The 23,344-nt window shown below is 37.8% G+C and carries 20 protein-coding genes; 11 read left to right on the forward strand and 9 right to left on the reverse strand.

Annotated elements, in window-relative coordinates:
* Window positions 1–137: 137 nt before the first annotated feature.
* The 4 genes from BUC06_RS14540 to BUC06_RS14555 all read right to left on the reverse strand — a co-directional run bounded on the left by BUC06_RS14540 (window position 138) and on the right by BUC06_RS14555 (window position 4,331).
* A complete protein-coding gene (locus BUC06_RS14540; protein ID WP_073334739.1) occupies window positions 138–1,172 on the reverse strand; it encodes a phosphotransferase enzyme family protein in 1,035 nt (344 codons plus the stop codon).
* Entirely contained in the window at window positions 1,163–2,068 is a 906-nt protein-coding gene (locus tag BUC06_RS14545) for a sugar phosphate nucleotidyltransferase (protein WP_073334740.1), read from the reverse strand. Before BUC06_RS14545 ends, BUC06_RS14540 begins: the two co-directional genes overlap by 10 nt.
* Complete coding sequence (locus BUC06_RS14550) at window positions 2,058–3,455, reverse strand: Gfo/Idh/MocA family protein (protein ID WP_073334741.1); 1,398 nt, start codon at window positions 3,453–3,455, stop codon at window positions 2,058–2,060. The genes BUC06_RS14545 and BUC06_RS14550 overlap by 11 nt, the downstream gene beginning before the upstream one ends.
* Before the next feature lie 183 nt (window positions 3,456–3,638).
* Complete coding sequence (locus tag BUC06_RS14555) at window positions 3,639–4,331, reverse strand: AIM24 family protein (RefSeq protein WP_073334783.1); 693 nt, start codon at window positions 4,329–4,331, stop codon at window positions 3,639–3,641.
* Between the two features lie 182 nt (window positions 4,332–4,513).
* On the opposite strand from BUC06_RS14555, the gene queA reads away from it, so the two are divergent.
* The 5 genes from queA (at window position 4,514) to BUC06_RS14580 (ending at window position 9,910) form a co-directional block, all read left to right on the forward strand.
* A complete protein-coding gene (gene queA, locus BUC06_RS14560; RefSeq protein ID WP_073334742.1) occupies window positions 4,514–5,563 on the forward strand; it encodes a tRNA preQ1(34) S-adenosylmethionine ribosyltransferase-isomerase QueA in 1,050 nt (349 codons plus the stop codon).
* A gap of 120 nt (window positions 5,564–5,683) precedes the next feature.
* Window positions 5,684–6,718 carry a dual-specificity RNA methyltransferase RlmN gene (gene rlmN, locus BUC06_RS14565; protein WP_073334743.1) on the forward strand — a complete coding sequence of 345 codons (1,035 nt, stop codon included), beginning with the start codon at window positions 5,684–5,686 and terminating at the stop codon, window positions 6,716–6,718.
* 72 nt (window positions 6,719–6,790) lie between these two features.
* The gene (locus tag BUC06_RS14570; RefSeq protein WP_073334744.1) at window positions 6,791–7,732 is read left to right on the forward strand and encodes a sterol desaturase family protein; all 942 of its coding nucleotides are present in this window, start codon (window positions 6,791–6,793) and stop codon (window positions 7,730–7,732) included.
* 248 nt (window positions 7,733–7,980) lie between these two features.
* On the forward strand, window positions 7,981–8,859 hold the full coding sequence (locus BUC06_RS14575; protein WP_073334745.1) for a hypothetical protein: 879 nt from the start codon (window positions 7,981–7,983) through the stop codon (window positions 8,857–8,859).
* Between the two features lie 73 nt (window positions 8,860–8,932).
* A complete protein-coding gene (locus BUC06_RS14580) occupies window positions 8,933–9,910 on the forward strand; it encodes a polyprenyl synthetase family protein (RefSeq protein ID WP_073334746.1) in 978 nt (325 codons plus the stop codon).
* Between the two features lie 157 nt (window positions 9,911–10,067).
* On the opposite strand, the gene BUC06_RS14585 is transcribed toward BUC06_RS14580, so the two are convergent.
* Entirely contained in the window at window positions 10,068–10,364 is a 297-nt protein-coding gene (locus tag BUC06_RS14585; RefSeq protein WP_228423759.1) for a hypothetical protein, read from the reverse strand.
* Between the two features lie 135 nt (window positions 10,365–10,499).
* Between BUC06_RS14585 and BUC06_RS14590 the strand changes: the two genes are divergently transcribed.
* Both BUC06_RS14590 and BUC06_RS14595 read left to right on the forward strand, forming a co-directional pair.
* Window positions 10,500–12,932: an alpha-ketoacid dehydrogenase subunit alpha/beta gene (locus BUC06_RS14590; RefSeq protein ID WP_073334747.1), complete on the forward strand. Its 2,433-nt coding sequence runs from the start codon at window positions 10,500–10,502 to the stop codon at window positions 12,930–12,932.
* Window positions 12,933–13,037: 105 nt separating this feature from the next.
* A complete protein-coding gene (locus tag BUC06_RS14595; protein WP_073334748.1) occupies window positions 13,038–13,769 on the forward strand; it encodes a methyltransferase domain-containing protein in 732 nt (243 codons plus the stop codon).
* A gap of 16 nt (window positions 13,770–13,785) precedes the next feature.
* Here BUC06_RS14595 and BUC06_RS14600 read toward each other — a convergent pair whose 3' ends face one another.
* Complete coding sequence (locus BUC06_RS14600; protein ID WP_073334749.1) at window positions 13,786–14,172, reverse strand: winged helix-turn-helix transcriptional regulator; 387 nt, start codon at window positions 14,170–14,172, stop codon at window positions 13,786–13,788.
* A 132-nt stretch (window positions 14,173–14,304) separates the two neighbouring features.
* Between BUC06_RS14600 and BUC06_RS14605 the strand changes: the two genes are divergently transcribed.
* Window positions 14,305–15,366 (forward strand): NADH:flavin oxidoreductase, encoded by a 1,062-nt coding sequence (locus BUC06_RS14605; RefSeq protein WP_073334750.1) that lies wholly within the window; start codon window positions 14,305–14,307, stop codon window positions 15,364–15,366.
* 153 nt (window positions 15,367–15,519) lie between these two features.
* Here the strand turns inward: BUC06_RS14605 and BUC06_RS23865 are convergent, their stop codons facing one another.
* The 3 genes from BUC06_RS23865 to BUC06_RS14610 all read right to left on the reverse strand — a co-directional run bounded on the left by BUC06_RS23865 (window position 15,520) and on the right by BUC06_RS14610 (window position 17,303).
* On the reverse strand, window positions 15,520–15,681 hold the full coding sequence (locus BUC06_RS23865; protein WP_164466145.1) for a bacteriocin-like protein: 162 nt from the start codon (window positions 15,679–15,681) through the stop codon (window positions 15,520–15,522).
* 84 nt (window positions 15,682–15,765) lie between these two features.
* Window positions 15,766–15,927, reverse strand: a complete 162-nt coding sequence (locus tag BUC06_RS23870) for a bacteriocin-like protein (protein WP_165789159.1) — start codon at window positions 15,925–15,927, stop codon at window positions 15,766–15,768.
* A gap of 173 nt (window positions 15,928–16,100) precedes the next feature.
* The gene (locus BUC06_RS14610) at window positions 16,101–17,303 is read right to left on the reverse strand and encodes a C1 family peptidase (RefSeq protein ID WP_073334751.1); all 1,203 of its coding nucleotides are present in this window, start codon (window positions 17,301–17,303) and stop codon (window positions 16,101–16,103) included.
* 230 nt (window positions 17,304–17,533) lie between these two features.
* Here BUC06_RS14610 and BUC06_RS14615 point away from each other — a divergent pair, with 230 nt between their 5' ends.
* The 3 genes from BUC06_RS14615 to BUC06_RS14625 all read left to right on the forward strand — a co-directional run bounded on the left by BUC06_RS14615 (window position 17,534) and on the right by BUC06_RS14625 (window position 23,342).
* The gene (locus BUC06_RS14615; RefSeq protein ID WP_073334752.1) at window positions 17,534–18,052 is read left to right on the forward strand and encodes an RNA polymerase sigma factor; all 519 of its coding nucleotides are present in this window, start codon (window positions 17,534–17,536) and stop codon (window positions 18,050–18,052) included.
* An 11-nt stretch (window positions 18,053–18,063) separates the two neighbouring features.
* Window positions 18,064–20,508: a vWA domain-containing protein gene (locus tag BUC06_RS14620; RefSeq protein WP_073334753.1), complete on the forward strand. Its 2,445-nt coding sequence runs from the start codon at window positions 18,064–18,066 to the stop codon at window positions 20,506–20,508.
* 68 nt (window positions 20,509–20,576) lie between these two features.
* Entirely contained in the window at window positions 20,577–23,342 is a 2,766-nt protein-coding gene (locus BUC06_RS14625) for a hypothetical protein (protein ID WP_073334754.1), read from the forward strand.
* Window positions 23,343–23,344 lie beyond the last annotated feature (2 nt).

Below are 23,344 nucleotides of genomic sequence, written 5' to 3' on the forward strand. Positions count from 1 at the left end.
ATTGCGAGCAGGGCGAAGCAATCTCCTGAAAGAATTTTAGAATTTCAACAGAGTAGTTTGTTTTAACCTAAGATTTAAAGTTAAAATTGCACCAACGAAAAGATCTCCGACTTTCTTCGAGATCCGTGGGATAAAATCTAATCAACACGCAGGTATTTTCTCAAACCTTTCAGCAGCTGCAACTGATTTCTCGTTCTGTCAAGATTGTGTTCAGCATACTTAGTAGAGTAGTACGTGCTTCCGTTCAAATAATCAGTCAGAAAACGGATCGCCTGAATATAGATCACAGTTTGTGCAGCATAATCCAGGTTTTCAAGTTCATCAAAACTCAGTTTTTTCTTTAAATACAGTAAAAATCCATCTTTTACGGTTCTGTACATATGCGGATTGAAGTTGTTTTCAGCAGTTTTGAGATCCTCATCCAAAGTATTGGTATATGATCTTGCCATATCACCAAAGTCATACAGGATGGTGGAAACGGTTACCGTGTCCAGATCAATAACCGCCAGAGGTTTTGATGTTGAATCAAAAAGAATATTTCTCACATTAGGATCACCATGGATAATTCTTTTGGGAAGAAGATGATCCCTTTCCATTTCGATCCATTTTTGAGGAAGAGACAGCAGCTCATTCATCATTTCGATTTCCGGAGCAGCATTTTCTAACAGATCTTCGCTTGCATTTTGTAACGACGTTTGGTAATCCTGCATCCTTTTTTCAAAATTAATAAAATCAGGAATCGGAACTTTAAGGTCAGGAAGGTGTTCAGGATTTATTGTATTTAAAAAACATCCCACTGCTTTTGCCGATTCATAGGCTGTTTTTAGATCCGGAATTTTAAAAAAGGTTCGGGTATCTTCAAGAAAACTGAGCACTCTCCATGATCCTCCGTTGTCATCATTCAGAATGAAATGTCCTGATAAACTTGCTTTTGGTTTGACGATTTCCAGCGGATAATTTCCCTCTTCCAGCATCCCGTTGATCAGGAGATGATTTTGGCTGATGATTTCAGGAAAGGGAAAAACCTGAGTATTGATCTTTTGAAGGATCCATTTTTCGTCAGAATCATGATCTTCCACCAAATACGTTGTGTTGATCAGTCCGTTTGTAATAGGAGTGATGGTACAATTTTCAGTTCCGGTAAATCCGGTAACAATCTGTTTTAATTCCATAAATCTTCTGGATATCTGTTTTTTTCGATTTCTGATCTCAGAAAATCTTTAATACTGCTTTTATCATCGGCATAGGTAACTCCCATCCATTGCGAAGGAGAAGCCTTCACCCGTACTTTCGCTTTTTTCTCATCAATCATTCTCTGTACGGCAGAGGGGATGTAAAACTCTTGCGATGGCTCAGGATCTGATTGTATAAAATCATTAAAATACATGTCAAGAGCATTAAAAATATCCGGATGAAAAATGAAAAAATTCATAGAGACCAGCGCATCGGATGTGAGTTCAATATCATTTCCATTCTCAGTATACACAATTGAATCTCCATTTCTGCGGATCGAAGTCTGCTCCTCTATTTTTACCAGATTATCCTCCTCATCTAAGGTACATATTCCTCTTGCTACAGATCCGTTTCCACTCAAAGTAGACCCTACGGGATAGGCTGCCATTCCAAACTGTGATCCTGAGATGTGAAAATCAATTTCTTCAGAAGCCAGCTGATAGGCTTCTTTACCATAAAAATCATCAGCGTTGATCATCACAAAAGTTTCCTGTACCGCATTTTTTGCACAAAGAACAGCATGGCCGGTTCCCCAGGGCTTTTCTCTTTTTGTTAAGTTAAAACCTTTAGGAAGAAAACTTTCTTTTTCCTGGCAGATCCAGTGAAGTTCAAAGTTTTTGACTTTGGATATTGTATTTAATCTATCAATATAACTTTGAGGAATCAGCCTGTTCACAATAATGACCACTATACTAAAACCTGCTTCCAGCGCATCATAAATGGAATATTCAAGGATAGGAGAACCATTTTCAAGAATTCCATCGACCTGTTTCAAACCCTTGTAGCGGCTTCCTAAACCTCCGGCCAGGATGAGTAATGCTTTTCTAGAAGTCATCGGTCATTCCAAATACAGGTTGACGGGTTTTCCATTTTCCGTTGGTAAAATCAGGAATATCTACCGCCTGACCTCCTTTAGCAATGGACTCTTCGCTCAACGGGGTGATTGAATACCATAAAGCAAGATCATACACATCCATCGGGAATTCTATATTTCGCTTGATACATTCTATAAAAGTATTCATTACAAAAAAGTCCATTCCTCCATGGCCTGCACCTGCAGCCGTACTTTCGAATTTTTTCCAGATAGGATGGTCAAATTCCTTCATCCATTTTTCCGTATTTTCCCATCGGTGGCTGTGATTCATTGTTTTTTCAAAATAAAGATGTCCCTGATCGAAATCTCCCCATCCGAAATCCTGCCACAAACCTTCTGTTCCCTGAACTCTGAATCCCAGATCATAAGGTCTCTGTAAGCTGGTGTCATGGGTTAAAAGAATCGTCTCGCCATTCGCGCAGGCAATTTGTGTGGTCACGATATCTCCCTGATTGAATTTTGCTTTGGCATTAGGATGATTTTCTCCGCCTTTTGGATGTTCCACAATGTATTTATGGAGTCCCACAGACTTTGAAGAGAATGACGAAAGTCTGGTCAGACGGTTTCCTCGGTTGATATCCATCATCACTGCCACAGGACCCAATCCATGTGTAGGATAAAGCTCTCCGTTGCGTTTTACATAATGCTCCGTTCTCCAATGCGCTTCACTGAACCCTTTTTCACCAAATTCAGCACCCGAATTGTAAGGAGTCACTCCATCATTGAAAAGAACGCCTCTCAAATCATGCTGGTAGCCGCCTCTTCCATGAACCAATTCTCCAAACATTCCTTTTCGAACCATATTCATAATGGCCATGATATCCCTGCGGTAACATACATTTTCCATCATGAAAATAGGCACCTTAGTTTCCTCATAGACTTTCACAAATTCCCAGCAGTCCTGAAGCTTTATAGCTCCGGACACCTCCATCCCTACAATTTTTCTGGCGCGCATGGCTTCTGTACCCTGCGGAAGATGCCATTCCCACGGAGTGGCAATCACTACAGCGTCGATCGTTTTTAATTTCAAAAGATTCCGGTAATCATATTCGCCGTTTGAAAATTCCTGGGCGGCAGATTTATGATGGTCTTTCAGTATTTTCTGAGATGCGGCAAGCATTCTTTTATCCGGATCAGCAAAAGCCACAATCTCCACGTCATCGCGTTTCGCCAGCAGTTTTACATGTTCCTGTCCGCGAAGTCCCACGCCGATAAATCCGACACGGACTTTTTTATCTGTTTTAAAATCATTGGAGTAGGCAAATAAAGAATTGGGTAAAACCAAAGCGCCAAAGCTAGCCAGGGCTGCAGTCTTAATGAAGGTTCTGCGTGAAGAGGTGTTGTCCATCAAAATTTTTTTCTAAATATATTAAAAAGTTGTGGGATGCGGGTTATAAGTTGCGGGTTACAAGTTGCGAGATTCGGGTTAAGTAGAGTCTGGGTTCGGGATGAGAATGGTGTTGTTGAAAACTAAAAACGGCTGCCCGGTTTGAAGGAACAGCCACTTTTAGAATCATCAATTTTTAATATATTATTTCTCCGTGAAATATACTTCTTCATAAGGTTGGATCAGTACCCATCCGTTTCCTGAGAACTTCATCTGAAATTCTTCGCCGCTTCCTCTTCCGATAAGGCTTTTGAAAGAAACATTTGTTTTCAGATCAGGACTTAAGTTTCCGGACCATGCTACCGTAGCATTAGGATCTGTGAAAACAGGATTGTCAGGAGTAACCATCAATGTCAAGGGTTCACCGTGGGTAGTTATGGCAATATGTCCGGTTCCGGAAAGCTTTACCTGAAAAAGACCACCAGCCATCATACCAGCCACACTTTTAAGCATGGTAATATCGCTTTTTACACTTTGCTCATGGGCCAGAACATCATTTCCATTGACACATACGGATTCATTATTCAAATAAAGGATACGGACTTTCTTACCAGAATCTGCGACATACAACTTACCGTTCCCTTCTGCTTTCATCAGTTTTGTTCCTTCACCACTGATCGCTTTCTTTAAAAGATTACCAATACCTCCGGCCAGCATTCCCTGTCTTTCGAAATTGATGCCTCCCACATAGCCTACCATGCTTCCTCTTTTGGTCCATACCGCCTGATTATTTAGGTTGATTTCTAAAAGGTGGGGCGTTTCAAGCTCAAAATAGTCTCTTTGCTGTGGATTTTCTTTAGTCTCGTTGACAAAAGCTTCTAATGAATATTTGCTCATAAAGGTTAAAAGTTTTAAATATTTCCAAAAATAACCTTTTTTTCCTTCATGAATCACCGTAGAATCACGGTTTTATATTTGATTTTAAATATTACTTGACAAAGGGGTATTCAATGTCGTATATTTGCACACCGAAAATTACACTTGTAATTTGAATAATTTTTAAACCGTAATTTAAAAAAATGAAAACATCAGATTTTAATTTTGATCTTCCTGAAGAATTATTGGCAGAACACCCATCTGAACACAGAGATGAAGCCAAACTAATGGTTCTTAATAGAAAAACTCAAACTATTGAACATAAGTTGTTTAAAGATGTTGTAGATTATTTCGATGAGAAAGATCTTTTCATTTTCAACAATACTAAAGTTTTCCCTGCACGTCTTTATGGAAATAAAGAAAAAACAGGCGCTAAAATTGAAGTTTTCCTTTTAAGAGAACTTGACAAAGAAACCAGAGTATGGGACGTTCTTGTAGATCCTGCAAGAAAGATCAGAATTGGTAACAAACTGTTCTTTACTGAAGATGAATCTTTAGTAGCAGAAGTGATTGACAATACCACTTCTAGAGGAAGAACTTTAAGATTCCTTTTCGATGGATCTTATGACGAATTCAGAACAAAACTGAAGGAATTGGGAGAAACTCCACTTCCAAAATATATCAAAAGAGCAGTAGAGCCGGAAGATGCAGAAAGATATCAGACGATCTATGCAAAAATTGAAGGAGCGGTGGCTGCACCTACAGCAGGTCTTCACTTCTCTAAGCATCTGATGAAGAAATTAGAGATCAAAGGAATCGATTTTGCTGAGGTGACACTTCACGTAGGTTTAGGAACTTTCAACCCTATTGAGGTGGAAGATCTTTCCAAGCACAAAATGGAGTCTGAAGAAATCATCATCGATGAGAAAAATGCTGACATCATCAATAAAGCGGTAGATGCTCACAGAAGAGTTTGTGCAGTAGGGACTACAACGATGAGAGCATTGGAAACTTCTGTTTCTTCAAACAAAAAAATCTCTGCATTCAACGGTTGGACGAACAAATTCATTTACCCGCCTCACGATTTTGGGGTAGCGAATTCAATGATCACCAATTTCCACACACCGAAATCAACATTATTGATGATGATTGCTGCGTTTGCAGGAAAAGATTTTATTATGCATGCTTATGAAGAAGCCGTAAAAGAAAAGTATAAATTCTATTCTTACGGTGACGCAATGTTAATCCTATAAATTATGTATTAATGTATAATGTACAAAGTATAATGTGTTTTTTAGGGGTTTAAAACTTAAGATAATACATAAGATTATTACTTTGTACATTGTACATCATACATCACACTTTTTACAATAATGAAAGATATCCGAGTTTTATCACTAGACCAGCTTAAAGACTATTTTTTGACTTTAGGGGAAAAACCGTTTCGTGCGAAACAGGTTTACGACTGGTTATGGAGTAAAAATCTCCATTCGATTGATGAAATGACGAATCTTTCGAAAACGCTTCGTGAAAGAATTTCCGAAGAGTATACCATCAATCCGGTTTCTGTAGACCAACTGCAGAGAAGTTCAGACGGAACCATCAAAAACGGGGTGAAGCTTCACGACGGACTGCTGGTGGAATCTGTTCTTATTCCTACGGAAACAAGAACTACAGCTTGTGTTTCCTCACAGGTAGGATGTTCACTGAATTGCGAATTTTGTGCAACGGCAAGGCTGAAAAGAATGAGAAACCTTGAAGTCGCTGAAATCGTAGACCAGGTTGCCCTGATCGACAGCCAAAGCAAAATGTACTTTAACAGACCGCTTTCCAATATCGTTTTTATGGGAATGGGAGAGCCAATGATGAATTATAAAAACGTTGTAGAGGCCATCAAAAAAATTACCCAGCCTGAAGGTTTGGGCATGTCTCCAAGAAGAATTACCGTTTCTACATCCGGAATTCCGAAGATGATCAAAATGCTTGCAGATGATGAGCTTCGCGTAAAACTGGCACTTTCCCTTCACTCTGCTATAGAGGTCAAGCGTAATGAAATCATGCCTTTCTCTGATAAATTTCCACTAACCGATATCATGGATGCGCTTCAGTACTGGTATCAGAAAACAGGTTCTGTTATTACCTTTGAATACTGTGTATGGAAAGGAATCAATGACGGAGATGAAGACATCAAAGCACTTATCAGATATTGCAGACAGGTACCCTCCAAAGTGAATCTGATCCAGTATAATCCTATTGGTGACGGAAAATATGACCAGTGTAATAAACAGGCAGAAGACAACTATGTACGCCAACTGGAAAATGCAGGAATCACAGTGATGATCAGAAAAAGCCGCGGTGGCGACATCGATGCAGCCTGTGGACAGCTTGCCAACAAAACAACGGATTAAAATTTCCTTAAAAGATTAAAAACTTTTCTTAAAAATTTCCTAAAATCCTACCTTTACATAAACTAATAAGGGATGTTGGATTTCTTTACAGGCGAAGATGGGCTTGAAAATGTCTATGCATGGTCAATTCCGCTTCATGCTACCGTAATTTTAGCAGAAATGATCTACAGCCATATTTCTGAGGCTAAGCTGTATAATGGAAAGGATGTGGCAACGAGCATCTACCTTGCATTGATGAACTTCGGACTGGATCTTGTCATGAAGGCTTTTGCCATGGGAGTCATGTTTTTCTTTTACAATCATCAGCTTTTCACCTGGGATTTTACCGTCTGGTATTGGCTGATCTGCTTTATCATTACAGACTTTGCTTATTATGTACTGCATTATGTAGATCATCATTCCAGAGCATTCTGGGCAGTTCATATTACCCATCACAATTCAGAATATTTCAACCTGACTACGGGTTTCAGAAGTCCTGTACTGCAGCCTCTTTACAGATATCTTTACTTTTCTCCACTGGCCTTCTTAGGCTTTAATCCATGGCATATCATGGTTGTTTATGCCATTGGGCAGGTGTATGGAACCTGGGTGCATACACAGACCGTGAAAAGTATGGGTGTTTTAGAATATATTCTGGTAACCCCATCGCATCACAGAGTGCACCACGCCTGCAATATTAAATATCTGGACAGAAACATGGGGATGTGTCTGATTATCTGGGACAAAATTTTCGGGACCTTCGAAAAAGAAGACCCCAATGTGCCTATCAAGTATGGAATATATCCAAAAATGCCGGACAACAAACCAGATACTGTTCTTCTTTATGAATGGAGAAAAATCTGGAAAGATATCAGACAGCCGGGACTGAAAATTTCAGACAGGATTAACTATATTTTTAATTCTCCGGGATGGAGGCATGATGGAACCGGTAAAACAGTAAGGCAATACCAGAAAGACTATTTAAAGAAACAGGACAAAAGACAGGAGCAAAAGCAAAAAATGAAATCTGCCTGATCTGATGTATTTATCATTCTGTTTTTTATTGAACCACAAAAGATAAAAGCTTTTTACATTGAAATATTGGTAAAATCTTTGCAATCTCCGGTGAAAAATATTTTCATGATAATGACCATTGAATGATTGACAATTCCCATCCTGTGGAGGGGTGGCGAAAATTCAAAGAATTTTTGACGGGGTGGTTCCAAAAAAACAAAATATCTCCAATCTTTTCCTCATTCCCCCTAAACCCTTATTTTTGCTTCATGAAAAAACTTTTCTTTCTTGCTGCTCTAATCATTTTTCAATTCTCATTTTCACAGCAGACCGATTTCCTGAAAATAAGAAAATTCAGGGTTGCTTACCTGGATGATAAAATTCAGGAAACGTCAGGGTTAAGTATTCTGAATGGAAAACTGTACACTTTCAATGACAGTGGTAATGCTCCGGAACTTTTTGAGTTGGATGAAACTTTGGGCAGCATCAAAAATACATTGGCCATTAATGCAAAAAATAAAGACTGGGAAGCCTTGACTAACGATGGAAAGAATTTCTATATCGGAGACTTTGGAAATAACGGAGGAACGAGAAGAGATCTTGAAATTTATAAACTTCCTTTTCACAACAACGAACCCAAGAACGATTCAATTACGAAAATTTCGTTCTATTATCCTGAGCAGACAGAATTCATTCCCCAATATACCAATAATGATTTTGATGCTGAAGCAATGATCTATCTCAACGGAAAGTTGCACCTTTTTACTAAAGAATGGAAATCAAAATCAACCTCGCATTACATTATTGATCCCACAACCTCTGAAAAGCAGAAGGCTGAAAAAGTAGAATCTTACAAAACCAATTTTGTGGTCACTGATGCTGCCTATTTTGATAAAAAATTATATCTGGTAGGCTATACCAAGAAAACAGAGGTCTTTCTGAATATCTTTACCGAAACAGAACCGGGAATTTTTTTTAAAGAGACCCCGAAACATTATTATTTAGGAAGTGCCCTTGCAATAAGCCAGATCGAAGGGATTGCCGTGAATGAAACCGGAATCTATATTTCGGGGGAAAAGTTCAAATCGAGATTGGGAACGGCGCAGCCCTCCCTGTATTTTATTCCCAAAGAACAACTCAAAGATTAATTTTATCTTAAAATTGCGTGAAAAAAATTATCTTTGTGATAATTAATAATTATATACCAATCATCCACAGATTTTGGCAAACATCGTAGAAGAAATCAAACAACCGATCAACGAGGAAATGAAACTTTTCGAGCAGAAGTTTTATGAGTCTATGCAGAGTAAAGTCCCTTTATTAGATAAGGTAACCCGGTTTATCGTTACTACTAAAGGAAAACAAATGCGTCCTATGTTTGTATTTCTTTGTGCAAAGTTAATCGGGGAGGTCAACGAAAAAACATACCGTGGAGCTTCAATGATCGAACTGATTCATACGGCAACCCTGGTTCATGATGATGTGGTAGATGAAAGTTTTAAAAGACGTAATTTTTTCTCTATTAATGCGTTGTGGAAGAATAAAATTGCAGTTTTGGTAGGGGATTATCTTTTATCAAAATCAGTTTTATTATCTACTGATCATAAAGATTACGACCTGCTGGCTGTCATTTCAAGGACAATTCGTGAAATGTCCGAAGGTGAGCTTTTGCAGCTTGAAAAAGCCAGAAAGCTGGATATCACTGAAGAGGTATACTATGAGATTATTCGTCAGAAAACAGCGACTTTAATTGCTGCATGTTGTGAAATAGGGGTCCTGTCCAACAATGCAGATGAAGTACTTGCCAAAAAAATGATGGACTTCGGAACCTACACCGGAATGGCTTTTCAGATTAAGGATGACCTATTTGACTATTTAAGCTCAAATGTTATCGGAAAACCGGTAGGAATCGATATTAAGGAGCAGAAAATGACGCTTCCCCTGATTCATACTTTAAAAACAGCCGCAGAAAAAGATCGTAAATATTTTTTCAATACGATCAAACGCTACAATAACGATCCCAAACGCGTGAAAGAGCTTATAGACTTTGTCAAGAACTCCGGAGGCATGGATTACGCCATTAAGGTCATGAAAGATTTCCAACAGAAAGCGAAAGATATTCTCAACGAATTTCCGGATTCTGAAGCAAAAAAATCTTTGAACAGTATGCTGGATTACGTGATTGAAAGAAAATTTTAAAAGAAATAGAATAGGGATGATGGCCGGAAGCAGTCATCCTTTTCATTTAAATAAGTTTACATTTTATCCTGAATGATGCCAAGTTGGCAAGTTGTTTTATGATAGAGATTTGTTTTTCATTTTAACCAAGACAAGCATTAATACATAAAAAATTGCACTACAATACCTTTATGGTTACAATAATAACCGCTAAGACGACGCAAAATAAAGCGATTAAAAATAAATAATCCGCAATAGTCTCATATCTGGTTTCCCGCTTTTCATTTTCGGTCCTGATCGCCAGAAAAGAAAAAAAACAGCTGCACGCAAAAAGAATACACGCAACACCCGCAAACTCATCCAAATGAGTATGCTCACTCATTTTAGTAATTTTCAGTGAAGTGATGATAATTAAAGAAAAACCTAAAAGATTGCTGGAGGCATTAAGGATGTGAGGTGACTTTTTTTCCATCATTTACAATTTTTTACAATATAAAGCACAATTTTTTTATTATCAAATTTTTAAAAAAGATTATTGAAAATTAAAATTAATTTAAAAATTGTATATTAGCGCCATACTTGAAGAATAAAAAAACTTTTATATCTAGCTATGCAGACAACCTATATTGAAACACAGCAAATTTCTTTCCAGGATTTTAAAAACCAGATACTTGAAGATTACAGGTTAGGAAGGATATCGCGCGAGATGTCTTATCTTGGAAGAAGAGAAGTGCTTACAGGAAAAGCTAAATTCGGAATTTTTGGGGATGGTAAAGAGCTTCCTCAGCTGGCCATGGCGAAAGTTTTCAGAAATGGAGATTTCCGTTCAGGATATTACAGGGATCAGACTTTTGCATTAGCGGTAGATGCTTTAACGGTTGAAAGCTTTTTCGCACAGCTTTATGCAGATACAAGTGTTGAAAGAGAACCGGCATCCGCAGGGAGACAAATGAACGGTCACTTTGCGACCAGAAGTTTAAATGAAGACGGAAGCTGGAAAGATCTTACCGCACAGAAAAATATCTCTTCAGATATTTCTCCTACGGCAGGTCAGATGCCAAGACTGTTAGGATTGGCTCAGGCTTCTAAAATTTATAAAAGTGTAAAATTTGAAGGTTCTGAAAAGTTCTCAAACGAAGGAAACGAGATTGCTTTCGGAACCATTGGCGATGCTTCTACTGCAGAAGGACATTTCTGGGAAACATTGAATGCTGCTTGTGCGCTTCAGGTTCCTATGATTGTTTCTATCTGGGATGACGGGTACGGAATTTCAGTTCCTACAAAAAATCAGAGAGCAAAGGCTGACATTGCAGAAATGTTAAGCGGTTTCCAAAGAAAAGAAGGGGAAAACCAGGGATGCGAGATTATTCAGGTAAAAGCCTGGGATTATCCTGCATTATTGGACGCTTATGCAAGAGCAGAGCAGTTTGCAAGAGTAGAAAGTGTTCCTGTAGTGGTTCATGTGATTGAGGTCACTCAGCCACAAGGTCACTCAACTTCCGGATCTCACGAAAGATATAAAAATGAAGAGCGCCTTTCATGGGAATCTCAATTTGACGGATTGGTGAAATTCAGAGAATGGGTTTTAAATTATTCCATCGAGATTGAAGGAAAAGAAGAAATCATCGCTTCTGTTGAAGAATTGGATGCCATAGATGATGAAGCAAAGAAAATAGTAAAAGCAGGTCAGAAAAATGCCTGGGAAAACTATCAGAAGACGATTACAGATTTAATTAAGTCTGTTCTTCCATTGGTGGAGAACCTGAAAGGACAGAATTCTGAAATTGAAGGCTATATTGGCCAGTTCAATAAATTGGTTTCTAAAGCTAAAAAAGACATTTTCCATTTAACAAGAAAAGCTTTACTGGCAACAAGAGGAACCTCTTCTGCGGAAAGAACGCAGTTGATGCAGAAGTACAATGAAGTTTTTGAAATAGAAAAAGACAACTATTCTTCTCACTTATATTCTCAGTCTCAGTGGAAAGCTGAAAATGTGAAGGAAGTAAAACCAGTTTATTCTGACAGTTCTGAAGATGTTGACGGAAGAGTAGTGGTAAGAAATAACTTTGATAAAATTTTTGAAAAATATCCTGAAACTTTAGTCTTTGGTGAGGATGCCGGAAATATCGGTGACGTTAACCAGGGATTGGAAGGAATGCAGGAAAAATATGGCGAAGTACGTGTAGCAGATACCGGAATCCGTGAAGCGACCATTCTTGGTCAAGGGATCGGGATGGCCATGAGAGGTTTGAGACCAATCGCTGAAATCCAGTACCTGGATTATATTTTATACTGTTTACAGGGAATGAGTGATGATCTGGCGACGGTTCAGTACAGAACCAAAGGCGGTCAGAAAGCTCCCGTGATCATCAGAACAAGAGGGCACAGACTGGAAGGAGTTTGGCATTCAGGTTCTCCAATGGCGGGGATTCTGAATCTTTCAAAAGGAATTCTGGTATTGGTCCCAAGAAACTTAACGAAAGCGGCCGGATTTTATAATACGATGCTTCAGAGTGATGATCCAGCTGTGATTGTTGAATGTCTGAACGGATACAGATTAAAAGAAAAACAACCGGATAACTTAGGGGAGTTCACTGTTCCTGTTGGTCAGATTGAAGTCACTAAAGAAGGGAAAGATGTTACCTTGGTAACGTACGGTTCAACCTGGAGAGTCGTAATGGATGCAGCCGATGAATTGGAAAAATTAGGAATTTCTGCAGAAGTTATAGATGTTCAGTCTTTAATTCCTTTCGATCTAACGAATGAAATTGCTGAAAGCGTGAAGAGAACCAACAGATTGGTAGTAATCGACGAAGATGTGGAAGGTGGAACTTCAGCGTTCATTTTACAACAGATCCTTGAGAAGCAGAAAGCATTCAGATATCTGGATTCAGATCCGTTAACGATCGCTGCCAACGACCACAGACCTGCGTATGCAAGTGACGGAGATTACTTCAGCAAGCCATCTTCAGATGATATGGTTGAAAAAATCTACGCGATGTTCAATGAAACAAATCCTCAGAAATATCCAGCGATATTTTAATTGGGGCTTTTAGATAAATTTGAAACCGCTTTCTTTGGGAAGCGGTTTTTTCATTGTAAAATTTATAAATTTGGATCATAAGCTAAATATGAAAAATCAATAAACATGAAAATCACCAAACTTGTCATTCTCTTCAATTATCAAAAAATACTATTGGGACTAATTGTTTCAGCTCTTCTTTTCGGATTATCATTTTATATCAACTCAGGTATGTTTGTTTTAGCATTGAGAATTTTAGGAGCTCTTATTATTTTAAATATTATGGCTTCACTTGTTGCGTCTTATATTCTTTATGATAATTCTGATCTATATGAACTAAAAAGCTTAAAAGGAACTGTAGATTTTGGAAAGACGAAAAGTGCAATTCTGGTTCATGCCAGTTTTGATCCTTTGTCCAAAAGATTAGAAGAAAAATATCCAAACTTAAATTTAACAGTTTGTGATATTTATGGAAACAGACACGAACATGAAAAAGGAATTGAAACTTCAAAACAAATATTTCCACCTAACCCAAAAGAAATAAAAATTTCTCCGGAGAAATTACCTTTTGAGGATAAATCCCAGGATGTCATTCTTGCACTGACATCACTGCATGAAATTTTAGATCATGAACAGAGAGTTCTGTTTTTTAAAGAAGCGAAAAGAATATTGAAAAATGATGGGGTAATAATTGTTTCGGAGCAATTTAGAGATACAACCAATTTTGTTTTCTTTAATATCGGAGCATTTCATTTTCTGAGTCAGAAGCAATGGAAGAAAGCCATTTCCAGTGCAGATTTGCGAATAATTTCTAATCAAAAAATTACTCCTTTTGCCAATATGTTAATTCTAAAATAACTGAAATAAAGAATAATCAGACTTTGACATCCTTTGTCACTTTCTTATCCAGCAAACCACAGCTTTTTTCAGAGCCATAATCTTCCGTAGCAAACTTCGCCTCCCATTCTTCCAGCAAATACAAAATCGGCAGCAAAGCCAATCCTTTTTCTGTCAACGAATATTCAACTCTTGGAGGAAGTTCTTTAAACTCTTCTCTGATGATCAGTCCGTCGGTTTGCATTTCTCTTAACTGATCGGTCAGTACTTTTCTGGAGATCACATTAATTCGTACGGCAAGCTCTCCGAAACGAAGTTTACGGTCTTTGATCACCAATACAATGATCGGTTTCCATTTGCTTCCCAGGGCAGACATTGCCTTCCCTAAAGGGCAGCTGTATTTCATCAATTCATTCTTTACCATGCGTTACTTTTAAGTTACTAATGTAAGTTACTGCGAAGTTACCACTTTTTTTCTTTATAAGATACAAATACGAACTATTATTAGTTACTTTGTGTAACAATTTAAAAATGTTAAATATAAAATAATTGCAAAATGAGTATAGACGCATTATTTAGTCCATTTAGTTATAAAAATCTTCAACTTAAAAATAGAGTGGTGATGGCTCCGATGACGAGAGCTCAATCTGATAACGGAGTACCCACTCAGCAAATCGTAGATTATTACGCAAGAAGAGCGGCTTCAGAAGTAGGTTTGATCCTTTCCGAAGGAACAGTGATCAACAGACCCGCTTCAAAAAACATTCAAAACATTCCTGACTTTTATGGAACAGAAGCATTAAACGGCTGGAAAAATGTAATCGATGCCGTTCATGAAAATGGCGGGAAAATGGGACCTCAGATCTGGCACGTTGGGGATACCAGAAGTTCTGAAGACTATCCATTAGTTGAAATGGAGAAAGCTTCTACCATGACTCTGGAGGATATTCAGGATACCATTGCTCAGTTTGCAGCTTCTGCGAAATCAGCAAAAGACTTAGGTTTTGATGTTGTTGAAATTCACGGAGCCCATGGATACCTGATCGACCAGTTTTTCTGGGAAATCACCAATACCAGAACCGATGAGTATGGAGGGAAAACATTGAAAGAAAGAAGCAGATTTGCTGTTGATATCGTAAAAGCGATCAGAGCTGCCGTTGGTGAGGATTTCACCATTATTATCCGTCTTTCTCAGTGGAAGCAACAGGATTATAAATCCAGATTAGCGGCTACACCTTCCGAAATGGAAGAGTGGTTGTTACCTTTAAAAGAAGCAGGAGTTGATATTTTCCACTGTTCACAACGTCGTTTCTGGGAACCGGAATTTGAAGGCTCTGATCTGAATTTTGCAGGATGGGCAAAGAAAATTACCGGACAACCGACTATTACGGTAGGTTCTGTAGGTCTTGAAGGTGATTTCATGGCTGCATTTGCAGGACAGGGAACTGAAAAAGCAGACTTATCTGAATTGATCAGAAGACTGGAAAGAGGAGATTTCGATCTTGTTGCGGTAGGAAGAGCCCTGTTACAAGACCCTGAATGGGTAAAAAAAGTAAAAGAAGGGAATACCGATGAGCTTTTAAACTTTTCAGCTGAAAGTTTAGCCGTACTTTATTAAAAGACCATTATGAATTGCAGATGCACTTTGATGCCGGATAACCGGCATTGTAAATGAATTGACAGTTCACTTATTTATATTTAATTTTCTACCTAATTATTTTTTTAAAGAAACCCGCTTCAGGAATTTTCCTGAAGCGGGTTTTATTGGTTTTTAATCCGGACATTCCAAAGTATTCAAAATACATCTCCAACGGGAAGGGAAGCCGTTTTTAGGCGGGATATAGCAGGCTGTTGTTCCTTCCGGACATTGCGGTGCATTTCCACCATTCAGTTTCTTTAAATCGGCTCTTATTAATTTCTTTAAATTTTTCATGCGTAATAATCTTTGGGTTAATATTTTCGGTGATCTACAAATTAAAAGACAAATACACTCCTAAAAATGAAGTGGATCTGTTTTTTAGTCCTGACATACCGTACCATTGGATTCGCAAGTCCAGTAGCTTGGAAAACCATCTTTACGACGGTGATGACATGGTGTTGTTCCCGCAGGACAATCCGGTGCGTTTCCGCCATTCAATTTCTTTAAATCTGCTTTTGCTAATTTTTTTAAATTTTTCATATGTTATAATTTGTTGTTGATTAAAAGTATAGTATTTTCACTAAATAGCGAAATATTATGGGTGAAAAATGTCAAAAGTAATAAAAACAACCGCGCTCCAAAATTTTTGGAGCGCGGTTTTAACAGATTTAAATATCTAAAATTACCGTAGTGATGGTAATAGTGATTTTTGATTATAAGCCAATGTTTTTAGTCGGTTTCAATTGCTTAAGAATGCTTTTTGGAACTGCATTTTTGTGAACAAGAATAGCCGTTGATTTATACTCAACATAAGGTCTTGTTACATACAGATACCCTTCGAAATCATTGGTTACACCCCATGAGTTTTTAACCATATAATATTCTTTACCCGTTTGGTCTTTTGCCAGTCCTACGATGTGCATCCCGTGATCATCCGTTGTAGAAAGGTTGTTAAGCGCTTTCTGACGCATATCTTCAGTGATGGTTTTATCTTTCTTAGGCTCTGTGAATAAAGTCTGCTTGTTTTCAGCAGTGATCTGGTTAAGATCCATATCCGGAACATAGGCTACTCCGTTCTTATAAGAGAAATAAGGCTCAGAAACGTCTGTTGCCCATCCCACAGAATATCCTTTGGTTACAGCATTATCAATAATGGCTGTCAAATCCTTCATAGGGACATTCCAGTCAGAATCATGACTCCAGTTATCAGGAATTGGAACTACAAATTTCTGATAGTATGGATAATCTTTGTACGAAGAGATTTCGATATAATCTTCAGGATTAATTCCCACTACTTCCTTCGCGAATGTTTTTGGAGTATAATTTTTTCCTTCATAGGTAAAATTAGCCGGAACTTTTCCAAGATATTCATCCAGAATAGAATCTACTGAATCCATCCAGTTATCCGTAAGTTTTCCTTTTGAACCTGCCTGTACAAGGCTGTCCAGTACGGGCTTTAATTTCCCCTGCATTTCCTTAAAGTTGTTAAGGCTCTGTCCAGATTTCAGTCCTGTATACACATCCTGAGGTACCGCACCGTATTTTTTGTACATATTCACAACGTCGTGCAATTCGCCGCCGTCACCCCAGCTGATCGCTCCGCTGTTCAGTACATATAACTTCGCTTTATCGTGGTAAGAATTTCTTGCTGTAAAAATTTCAGCAAGATCTACAGTTTTTTTACCCATTCTCTGCATTTCAGATTCAAGGAAAGAATTTCCTGAGTAGCTCCAGCAAGTTCCCGATGAACCCTGGTTTTTTACCGAAGTAGCTCCTACGTCTTTTAACGCTGTGAACTGAAAATTAGCATTTTGAGATTGATTGTTTTTTAATTTGTTGATCAAGTCATCTTGGGCAAACATCATACTTCCTGCAGACAAAACAAAAAGTAATGAGGCAATTTTGGTATTTTTCATTACTATAAAAAGATTATTTATACGAATAGTCGTTCATAGTAAAGATTTGTTACAAAGGGAAAAGTTAAATTTGAAACGGAAAAAAGTTGAATAAAACGGAGAACTGCCTGAAAATTAATAGGTTTATTTATTGATCAGTTGATCCATTATTTTGATTTTTCTTTAAAAAAAATAAAATGTTTCCAACCCATCCTGAAGTTTATGCATCTATAACAGTATAAAGCCTGACTATGGAAAGAGAATTACTAATAGAATGCCAACGTAGCAACCGCAGTGCGCAGCGGAAGGTTTACGAGAAAATGGCCGGCAAGCTGTACTCAGTCTGCAGACGCTATCTGAAAAATGATGAAGATATTGAAGAAGTATTGGCCGATACTTTTTACAAAATATTCACAAAGATCAACCAACTCCAGAATCTGGATACTTTTGAAGGGTGGGCTAAAAAAATTGCCGTCAATGAATGCCTTCAGAAACTCAGAGCCACGAAAGCGCAGTTCGTTTCCATGGACGATGATTTTGTAGAAACATCAGGAACCTTATCCGAAAGCATTTCGTTTGAGAAAGATATTCTGAGTCTCCTCAACTTTCTTCCCGAAGGTTGCAGGGCGATATTCAATCTATTTGCGATTGAAGGCTATCCTCATAAAGAAATTGCCTCTATGCTTTCAATAAGTGAAGGAACCTCCAAATCGCAGCTCAATTTTGCAAGGAAAAAACTACAGGAACTTTTGGTGAATCAGAACATTTAAATTTTAGAGCAATGGAAAATAATCAAGACATAGATAAAAGATTCAATGAAGCTTCTAAGCTTTCAGAAGAGCCGGCTGTTTTTCCGGGCTTTGAAAAAGTCTGGGGAAAAGTTGAAGAAAAATTAGATCAAAAAGAAGAGAAAAAGAGAATACTGCCGGTGTGGTTTCCTTATGGGATTGCGGCAAGTCTGATCCTTGGATTGGGAGTACTTTATTTTTTAGATAAAAAAGAAACAACAGCTCCCGGGAATCCTGTTATTGCAGAAAAGCCAAAAGATCATCTTCAGAGAAACCAGATCCAAACCATAGACAGCACGGTTAAATCTAATATTGAAAAAGAAATTGAAGTTTCAAAGTCACCACAGGAACCGCCTGCTTTAGCCTATGAGAACATTCAAATTCCAGATAAGGTAGGAAAAGCTACAGTTGTTAACAGAAATAACGAGATCTTTGCTTCAAGAAGTGGGGATTACTCAACAGATGAATATTTCATTAAAAAGAAAGATATTAATAAAACACAAAATATTGAAGAAGTAGTTCTTTATGCACCTTTGACTTACAAAAAAACAATATCAACAACAACTTCATCAAGTACGATTGTGAGTAGTGCACCATTAAATTATATCGCATCAAATAATACTGGGCAGGCACTTCAGGGAAGCGTAGCAGGCATTCAGGTACAGTCATCTGGAATTATGCGTAGAAAGGGTGATAAAATTAAAAATACAGTCAATACAGCGAATAATGGCTATTTAAATAATAGTCAAATTGCCATAAGAGGCTTATCCACTTTAAAAAGTACAAATGAACCATTATTTGTTGTCAACGGTAAAGTTGTGAAGGAAGTTTACTTCAGAGCATTAAATCCCCAAAAGATTGAAAGTGTAGAAGTGGTAAAAGGAGCGGCAGCATCTGCTTTGTATGGAAGCCAGGGCGCGAATGGAGTGATTGTAGTGAAGACCGCAAGACTTTCGAGAAGGGAAAAAAGAAGAATGGAAAAGATGCAGCAAACCATCAATCAATATAAACAAAATCAAGTTTCCGATGATGAAGGGTATGATGCATTTGTAGAAAATCCTTTTGAACTGACAAAAAATCAACCCCAGTCAACTTTTTCAATTGATGTAGATAACGCTGCCTATTCCAATATCAGGAGAATGATCAATAATGGGCAGATCATAGATAAAAATGCAGTAAGGATTGAGGAAATGATTAATTATTTTAAATACACCTATCCTCAACCTAAAAATAATGAGCCATTCTCAATCAATACAGAATATAGTGATGCGCCCTGGAATCCTGGTCATAAACTTTTAAAAATTGGACTTCAGGGAAAGAAGGTGCCCATGGACAATCTCCCAGCATCTAATCTGGTATTCCTGATCGATGTTTCCGGATCTATGGACTCACCGGATAAACTTCCCCTCCTGAAATCATCTTTCAAAGTGTTGCTGGATCAGCTCAGACCACAGGATAAAGTTGGCATTGTTGTGTATGCGGGAAGCGCAGGGATGGTTTTGCCACCAACTTCGGCTAATGAAAAGGACAAAATAATTCTTGCCCTGGATAATCTTCAGGCGGGAGGAAGTACGGCAGGTGGAGCAGGTATTGAGCTTGCTTATAAACTGGCTCAGGAAAATTTTATCAAAAACGGCAACAATCGTGTGGTTATTGCAACAGATGGAGATTTTAATGTCGGTGCTTCTTCTACTTCCAATGTACAGACCCTTATTGAGGAAAAAAGAAAATCTGGTGTTTTTCTTACCTGTTTAGGTTTTGGTATGGGGAATTATAAAGATAATATGCTTGAAACACTTGCAGATAAAGGAAATGGGAATTACGCTTACATTGATAATCTTCGGGAAGCTAATAAATTTCTGGGTAAAGAATTTGCAGGAAGCATGTATGCGATAGCAAAAGATGTCAAGATTCAGATTGAATTTAATCCTAAATACGTAAGTTCTTACCGCTTGATAGGATATGAAAACAGGAAATTGAGAAATGAAGATTTCAGCAATGATAAAATTGATGCCGGAGAACTGGGAAGCGGTCATACAGTAACGGCTTTGTATGAGATTATTCCGGCAGGTACCCAATCAGAATTTATTCCTGAAGGCAGTAGTTTGAAATATACACGTACAGAATCTTCCGGAGATTTTGGAAGTGAACTCGCGACAGTTAAATTCAGGTATAAAAAGCCTGACGAAAATACCAGTAAAGAGATCAGCCAGATCATTGGAAACTCTTCCGGGAAGATATCTTCAGCAAGTCCTGATTTTAAATTTGCATCATCCGTTGCATGGTTCGGTTTGGTTACCAGAAAATCTGATCTGATCCTAAAAAAAGATCTTTCTGATATTGAAGACCTTGCCAGACAGGGAAAAGTAAATGATATGGAAGGCTACAGATCTGAGTTTATAAGACTTGTAGAAAGCTATAAAGTTATTTCTAAGTAGTATTTTTAAGAAAAGAAATTTCCCCGGAAATTTCTTTTTTTTCTCTATTTTTAAAGATATTAATAACGATGAAGAAAATTTATCTGCTGCTGCCGTTTGCCGTCACCTTTTTGCGCGCACAGAATTCACAGCTGTATTATTCCGGAACCTTCTTAACGCCCAGGGATAAGGCTCAGAACTTTTTAAAAATTTATAATAAAAGCAGTGGTATTTATGAAATGACCAATGAGAAAGGATCTGCCATTATTGCGGCCAAGCCTTATGACACCTTGGTTTGGAACAACGGCAAAAATAATCTGGTAGTACAGTCTTATCATCTGAGAGAACTTAAATCCATTGTAGAAGGAGAAATAAAAAATGAAACAGTCACTCCTATTTATACTAAAGATTATGACAGTCTGATCTTCAGAAAAAACGAAGACCGTTTCAGTATTGATAATGCTCCAACCGTTCTGACTAAAAATTCCGATGCCTCTTTTTACGAAATAAGAAAACTGAAACAGAAAACCGACAGCACTTACAAGCTGAAAAGATTAAATCATAATAATTTGATCTTTAACGGCAGTTTTACCACTTCATTTGATGTCAAAACTCGGAATGCAGTTCCTAAGACCCAAAGAACCTATGTACAGGGAAGATCTGAAAACGGAAATCCTGTATGGAAAGGTCCAGAAACAGATGAAATGTTCAGTTTCGGACCGGATATCGCTTCATTAGCCTTTGACGGACTGCCTTATGATTATGATTTTAACGGAAGGTTGGTGCCTCTTTCAGACGGTCATTTTCCTGCTAAAGTCTATGATAATAACGTTTTTAAGACTACGGTTGGATATAATAATCAACTTAAGCTGAATGCTTTTATAAAAGAAGGCTACGCGGAAAAAATCCGGCTTTCAGTGGAACTTGGAAATCAAAAGGACCAGATGTATTTTACAGATCAGTTTAGCATAGCCAATTCCATTAAAACAAAGCTAAATACCTTATTTAACGGTTATATTTTCAATTTCACCTTTAATTATAACGACAATAAAGTCACAAATACCAATAGAACAGGACTGTTCAACAGGGTATATCTGAATTCACTGTTAACACCTGTATCATTTTCAAATGCTCAGCAACTGTTTTTGAATGACGGCTCACAAAGAAGTTATAGCAGTAATGCTGATAATCCTCAATTTCTTTTTGATCAGGATAAAAGATACAGTTACCGCAGCCAGCGCAGGCAATTCAGTCTGGAAGCTTCCAAAAGTTGGGGCAATTTTAAACTGAACATCAATCAGTCCTATGAAAATGACAGTTTCCTGAATCTGGACCGGTACAGTCCCTCCACTACAGGATTTGCGAATGGAATTTACAATGAAAGATCGCAGCATGACAAGCTTTATCATTCCAATATTTTAGGAACCTATACTTTGGGAGGGTATGATTTTAAGAATATGTTCAGCCTTAATTTTATCCTCAATGATATCCAATCTGATGTGTACAACAGTTTGAATGTGAAGAGAAATATCTATCAGCGAACTTCTCAGGATCATATTTTTAATTACAATATGGAAATCAGAGATGATGATTTTGAAGCAGGATTTAATCTTGGAAACTCATTCTACATATCAAATACGTCACAAAAAAATAATTATTGGCTGCCTAAAGTCAATGCCTCACTAAAGTTTAATGATGTTTTTAACTGGAATAATTTTAATTTTAAAATTGTAGGCGCTTATACCCAATTAAGTTCCGAACCTGAGATGACCAGATCATATGCTTCATACGCTTCCGTACTCCTGAATGCGGATCAGTATGACCAATACTTTCCTGTCATGGAAGCTGAAAGTTTTAAGGGATTGTCCAATATTAATTCCAGAGAATGGAAAGCAGGAGCGAAAATCAATATAAGCTACAGGCTAAGTTTTGAAGGAGAATATTTCAGCAGAAAAATTAAAGATGATGTTTTTCCCGTTTTTGAAAATAATCAATTGTTATTAAAAAATGCTGCAGATCATACCTACAGCGGGTATGAATTCAATTTTTCGTATGACCGGCTGCCCTTGTCGAATTATTTTTATACAACGAATAAAGTTTCATTCTTCAGATATACGGATATCGTAGATAAAACAGCTCCCGTCTATAATGATCTGGCACTTTCCGGATTTAAAGATATCTACAAAACCCTGAAACAAGGTCAGGTTTTAGGAGCGATTGTCGGAAGTTATTATGAAAGAAGTGCGGACGGACAGGTGATCATTGATGAATCAGGATTTCCTAAAAAAGCTGCCGGAAGAAAAATAATTGCCGATCCTACCCCGGATTTTGTGATGAAGTTCAATCATAGTTTTAATTATAAAAGATACACATTAGACCTCAATTGGGAATGGAAAAACGGCGGTCAGCTTTGGAACGGAACCCAGGCGGTACTTGATTATTACGGACGTTCCTCTATCTCCGGTGAAGAAAGGAATGTCAAAAATTATATCTTTCAGGGTGTTAATGCGGCGGGAAGTGTCAATCAGGTACCTGTTGATTTTTATAATCCTCAAAACAATGTAAAGGAAAACAGATGGTCGAGGTACGGTTATGCAGGCGTTGCCGAAGATTATGTACAAAAAGCAGATTTTATCAGAATCAATAATATCTCATTATCCGCCAATTTTCCGATTAATCAGACCCAGCGTGTGTTGACTCTGACTTTTTACGTCAATAACATTCTGCTCTGGCAGGCCAATAAAGGCGTAGACCCGGCTCAGAATTTTTACGATATGGATAACGGGCGGGGACTGGATTTCTTCAATCTCCCTTCTTTTAAAACATTCGGATGCATGGTTTCATTCAAATTTTAACC

The sequence above is a fragment of the Chryseobacterium carnipullorum genome, from assembly GCF_900142785.1.
In the GTDB taxonomy this organism is placed as follows: domain Bacteria; phylum Bacteroidota; class Bacteroidia; order Flavobacteriales; family Weeksellaceae; genus Chryseobacterium; species Chryseobacterium carnipullorum.

What these genes read in the sequence shown, in the direction of transcription:
- BUC06_RS14540 (WP_073334739.1), bottom strand. Translation starts at nt 1,172, where the DNA reads ATGGAATTAAAACAGATTGTTACCGGATTTACCGGAACTGAAAATTGT.
- BUC06_RS14570 (WP_073334744.1), top strand. Translation starts at nt 6,791, where the DNA reads ATGTTGGATTTCTTTACAGGCGAAGATGGGCTTGAAAATGTCTATGCA.
- BUC06_RS23865 (WP_164466145.1), bottom strand. Translation starts at nt 15,681, where the DNA reads ATGAAAAATTTAAAGAAATTAATAAGAGCCGATTTAAAGAAACTGAAT.
- BUC06_RS14550 (WP_073334741.1), bottom strand. Translation starts at nt 3,455, where the DNA reads ATGGACAACACCTCTTCACGCAGAACCTTCATTAAGACTGCAGCCCTG.
- BUC06_RS14555 (WP_073334783.1), bottom strand. Translation starts at nt 4,331, where the DNA reads ATGAGCAAATATTCATTAGAAGCTTTTGTCAACGAGACTAAAGAAAAT.
- BUC06_RS14590 (WP_073334747.1), top strand. Translation starts at nt 10,500, where the DNA reads ATGCAGACAACCTATATTGAAACACAGCAAATTTCTTTCCAGGATTTT.
- BUC06_RS14600 (WP_073334749.1), bottom strand. Translation starts at nt 14,172, where the DNA reads ATGGTAAAGAATGAATTGATGAAATACAGCTGCCCTTTAGGGAAGGCA.
- BUC06_RS23870 (WP_165789159.1), bottom strand. Translation starts at nt 15,927, where the DNA reads ATGAAAAATTTAAAAAAATTAGCAAAAGCAGATTTAAAGAAATTGAAT.
- BUC06_RS14545 (WP_073334740.1), bottom strand. Translation starts at nt 2,068, where the DNA reads ATGACTTCTAGAAAAGCATTACTCATCCTGGCCGGAGGTTTAGGAAGC.
- BUC06_RS14605 (WP_073334750.1), top strand. Translation starts at nt 14,305, where the DNA reads ATGAGTATAGACGCATTATTTAGTCCATTTAGTTATAAAAATCTTCAA.
- BUC06_RS14625 (WP_073334754.1), top strand. Translation starts at nt 20,577, where the DNA reads ATGAAGAAAATTTATCTGCTGCTGCCGTTTGCCGTCACCTTTTTGCGC.
- BUC06_RS14620 (WP_073334753.1), top strand. Translation starts at nt 18,064, where the DNA reads ATGGAAAATAATCAAGACATAGATAAAAGATTCAATGAAGCTTCTAAG.
- BUC06_RS14595 (WP_073334748.1), top strand. Translation starts at nt 13,038, where the DNA reads ATGAAAATCACCAAACTTGTCATTCTCTTCAATTATCAAAAAATACTA.
- queA (WP_073334742.1), top strand. Translation starts at nt 4,514, where the DNA reads ATGAAAACATCAGATTTTAATTTTGATCTTCCTGAAGAATTATTGGCA.
- BUC06_RS14575 (WP_073334745.1), top strand. Translation starts at nt 7,981, where the DNA reads ATGAAAAAACTTTTCTTTCTTGCTGCTCTAATCATTTTTCAATTCTCA.
- BUC06_RS14615 (WP_073334752.1), top strand. Translation starts at nt 17,534, where the DNA reads ATGGAAAGAGAATTACTAATAGAATGCCAACGTAGCAACCGCAGTGCG.
- BUC06_RS14585 (WP_228423759.1), bottom strand. Translation starts at nt 10,364, where the DNA reads ATGATGGAAAAAAAGTCACCTCACATCCTTAATGCCTCCAGCAATCTT.
- BUC06_RS14610 (WP_073334751.1), bottom strand. Translation starts at nt 17,303, where the DNA reads ATGAAAAATACCAAAATTGCCTCATTACTTTTTGTTTTGTCTGCAGGA.
- rlmN (WP_073334743.1), top strand. Translation starts at nt 5,684, where the DNA reads ATGAAAGATATCCGAGTTTTATCACTAGACCAGCTTAAAGACTATTTT.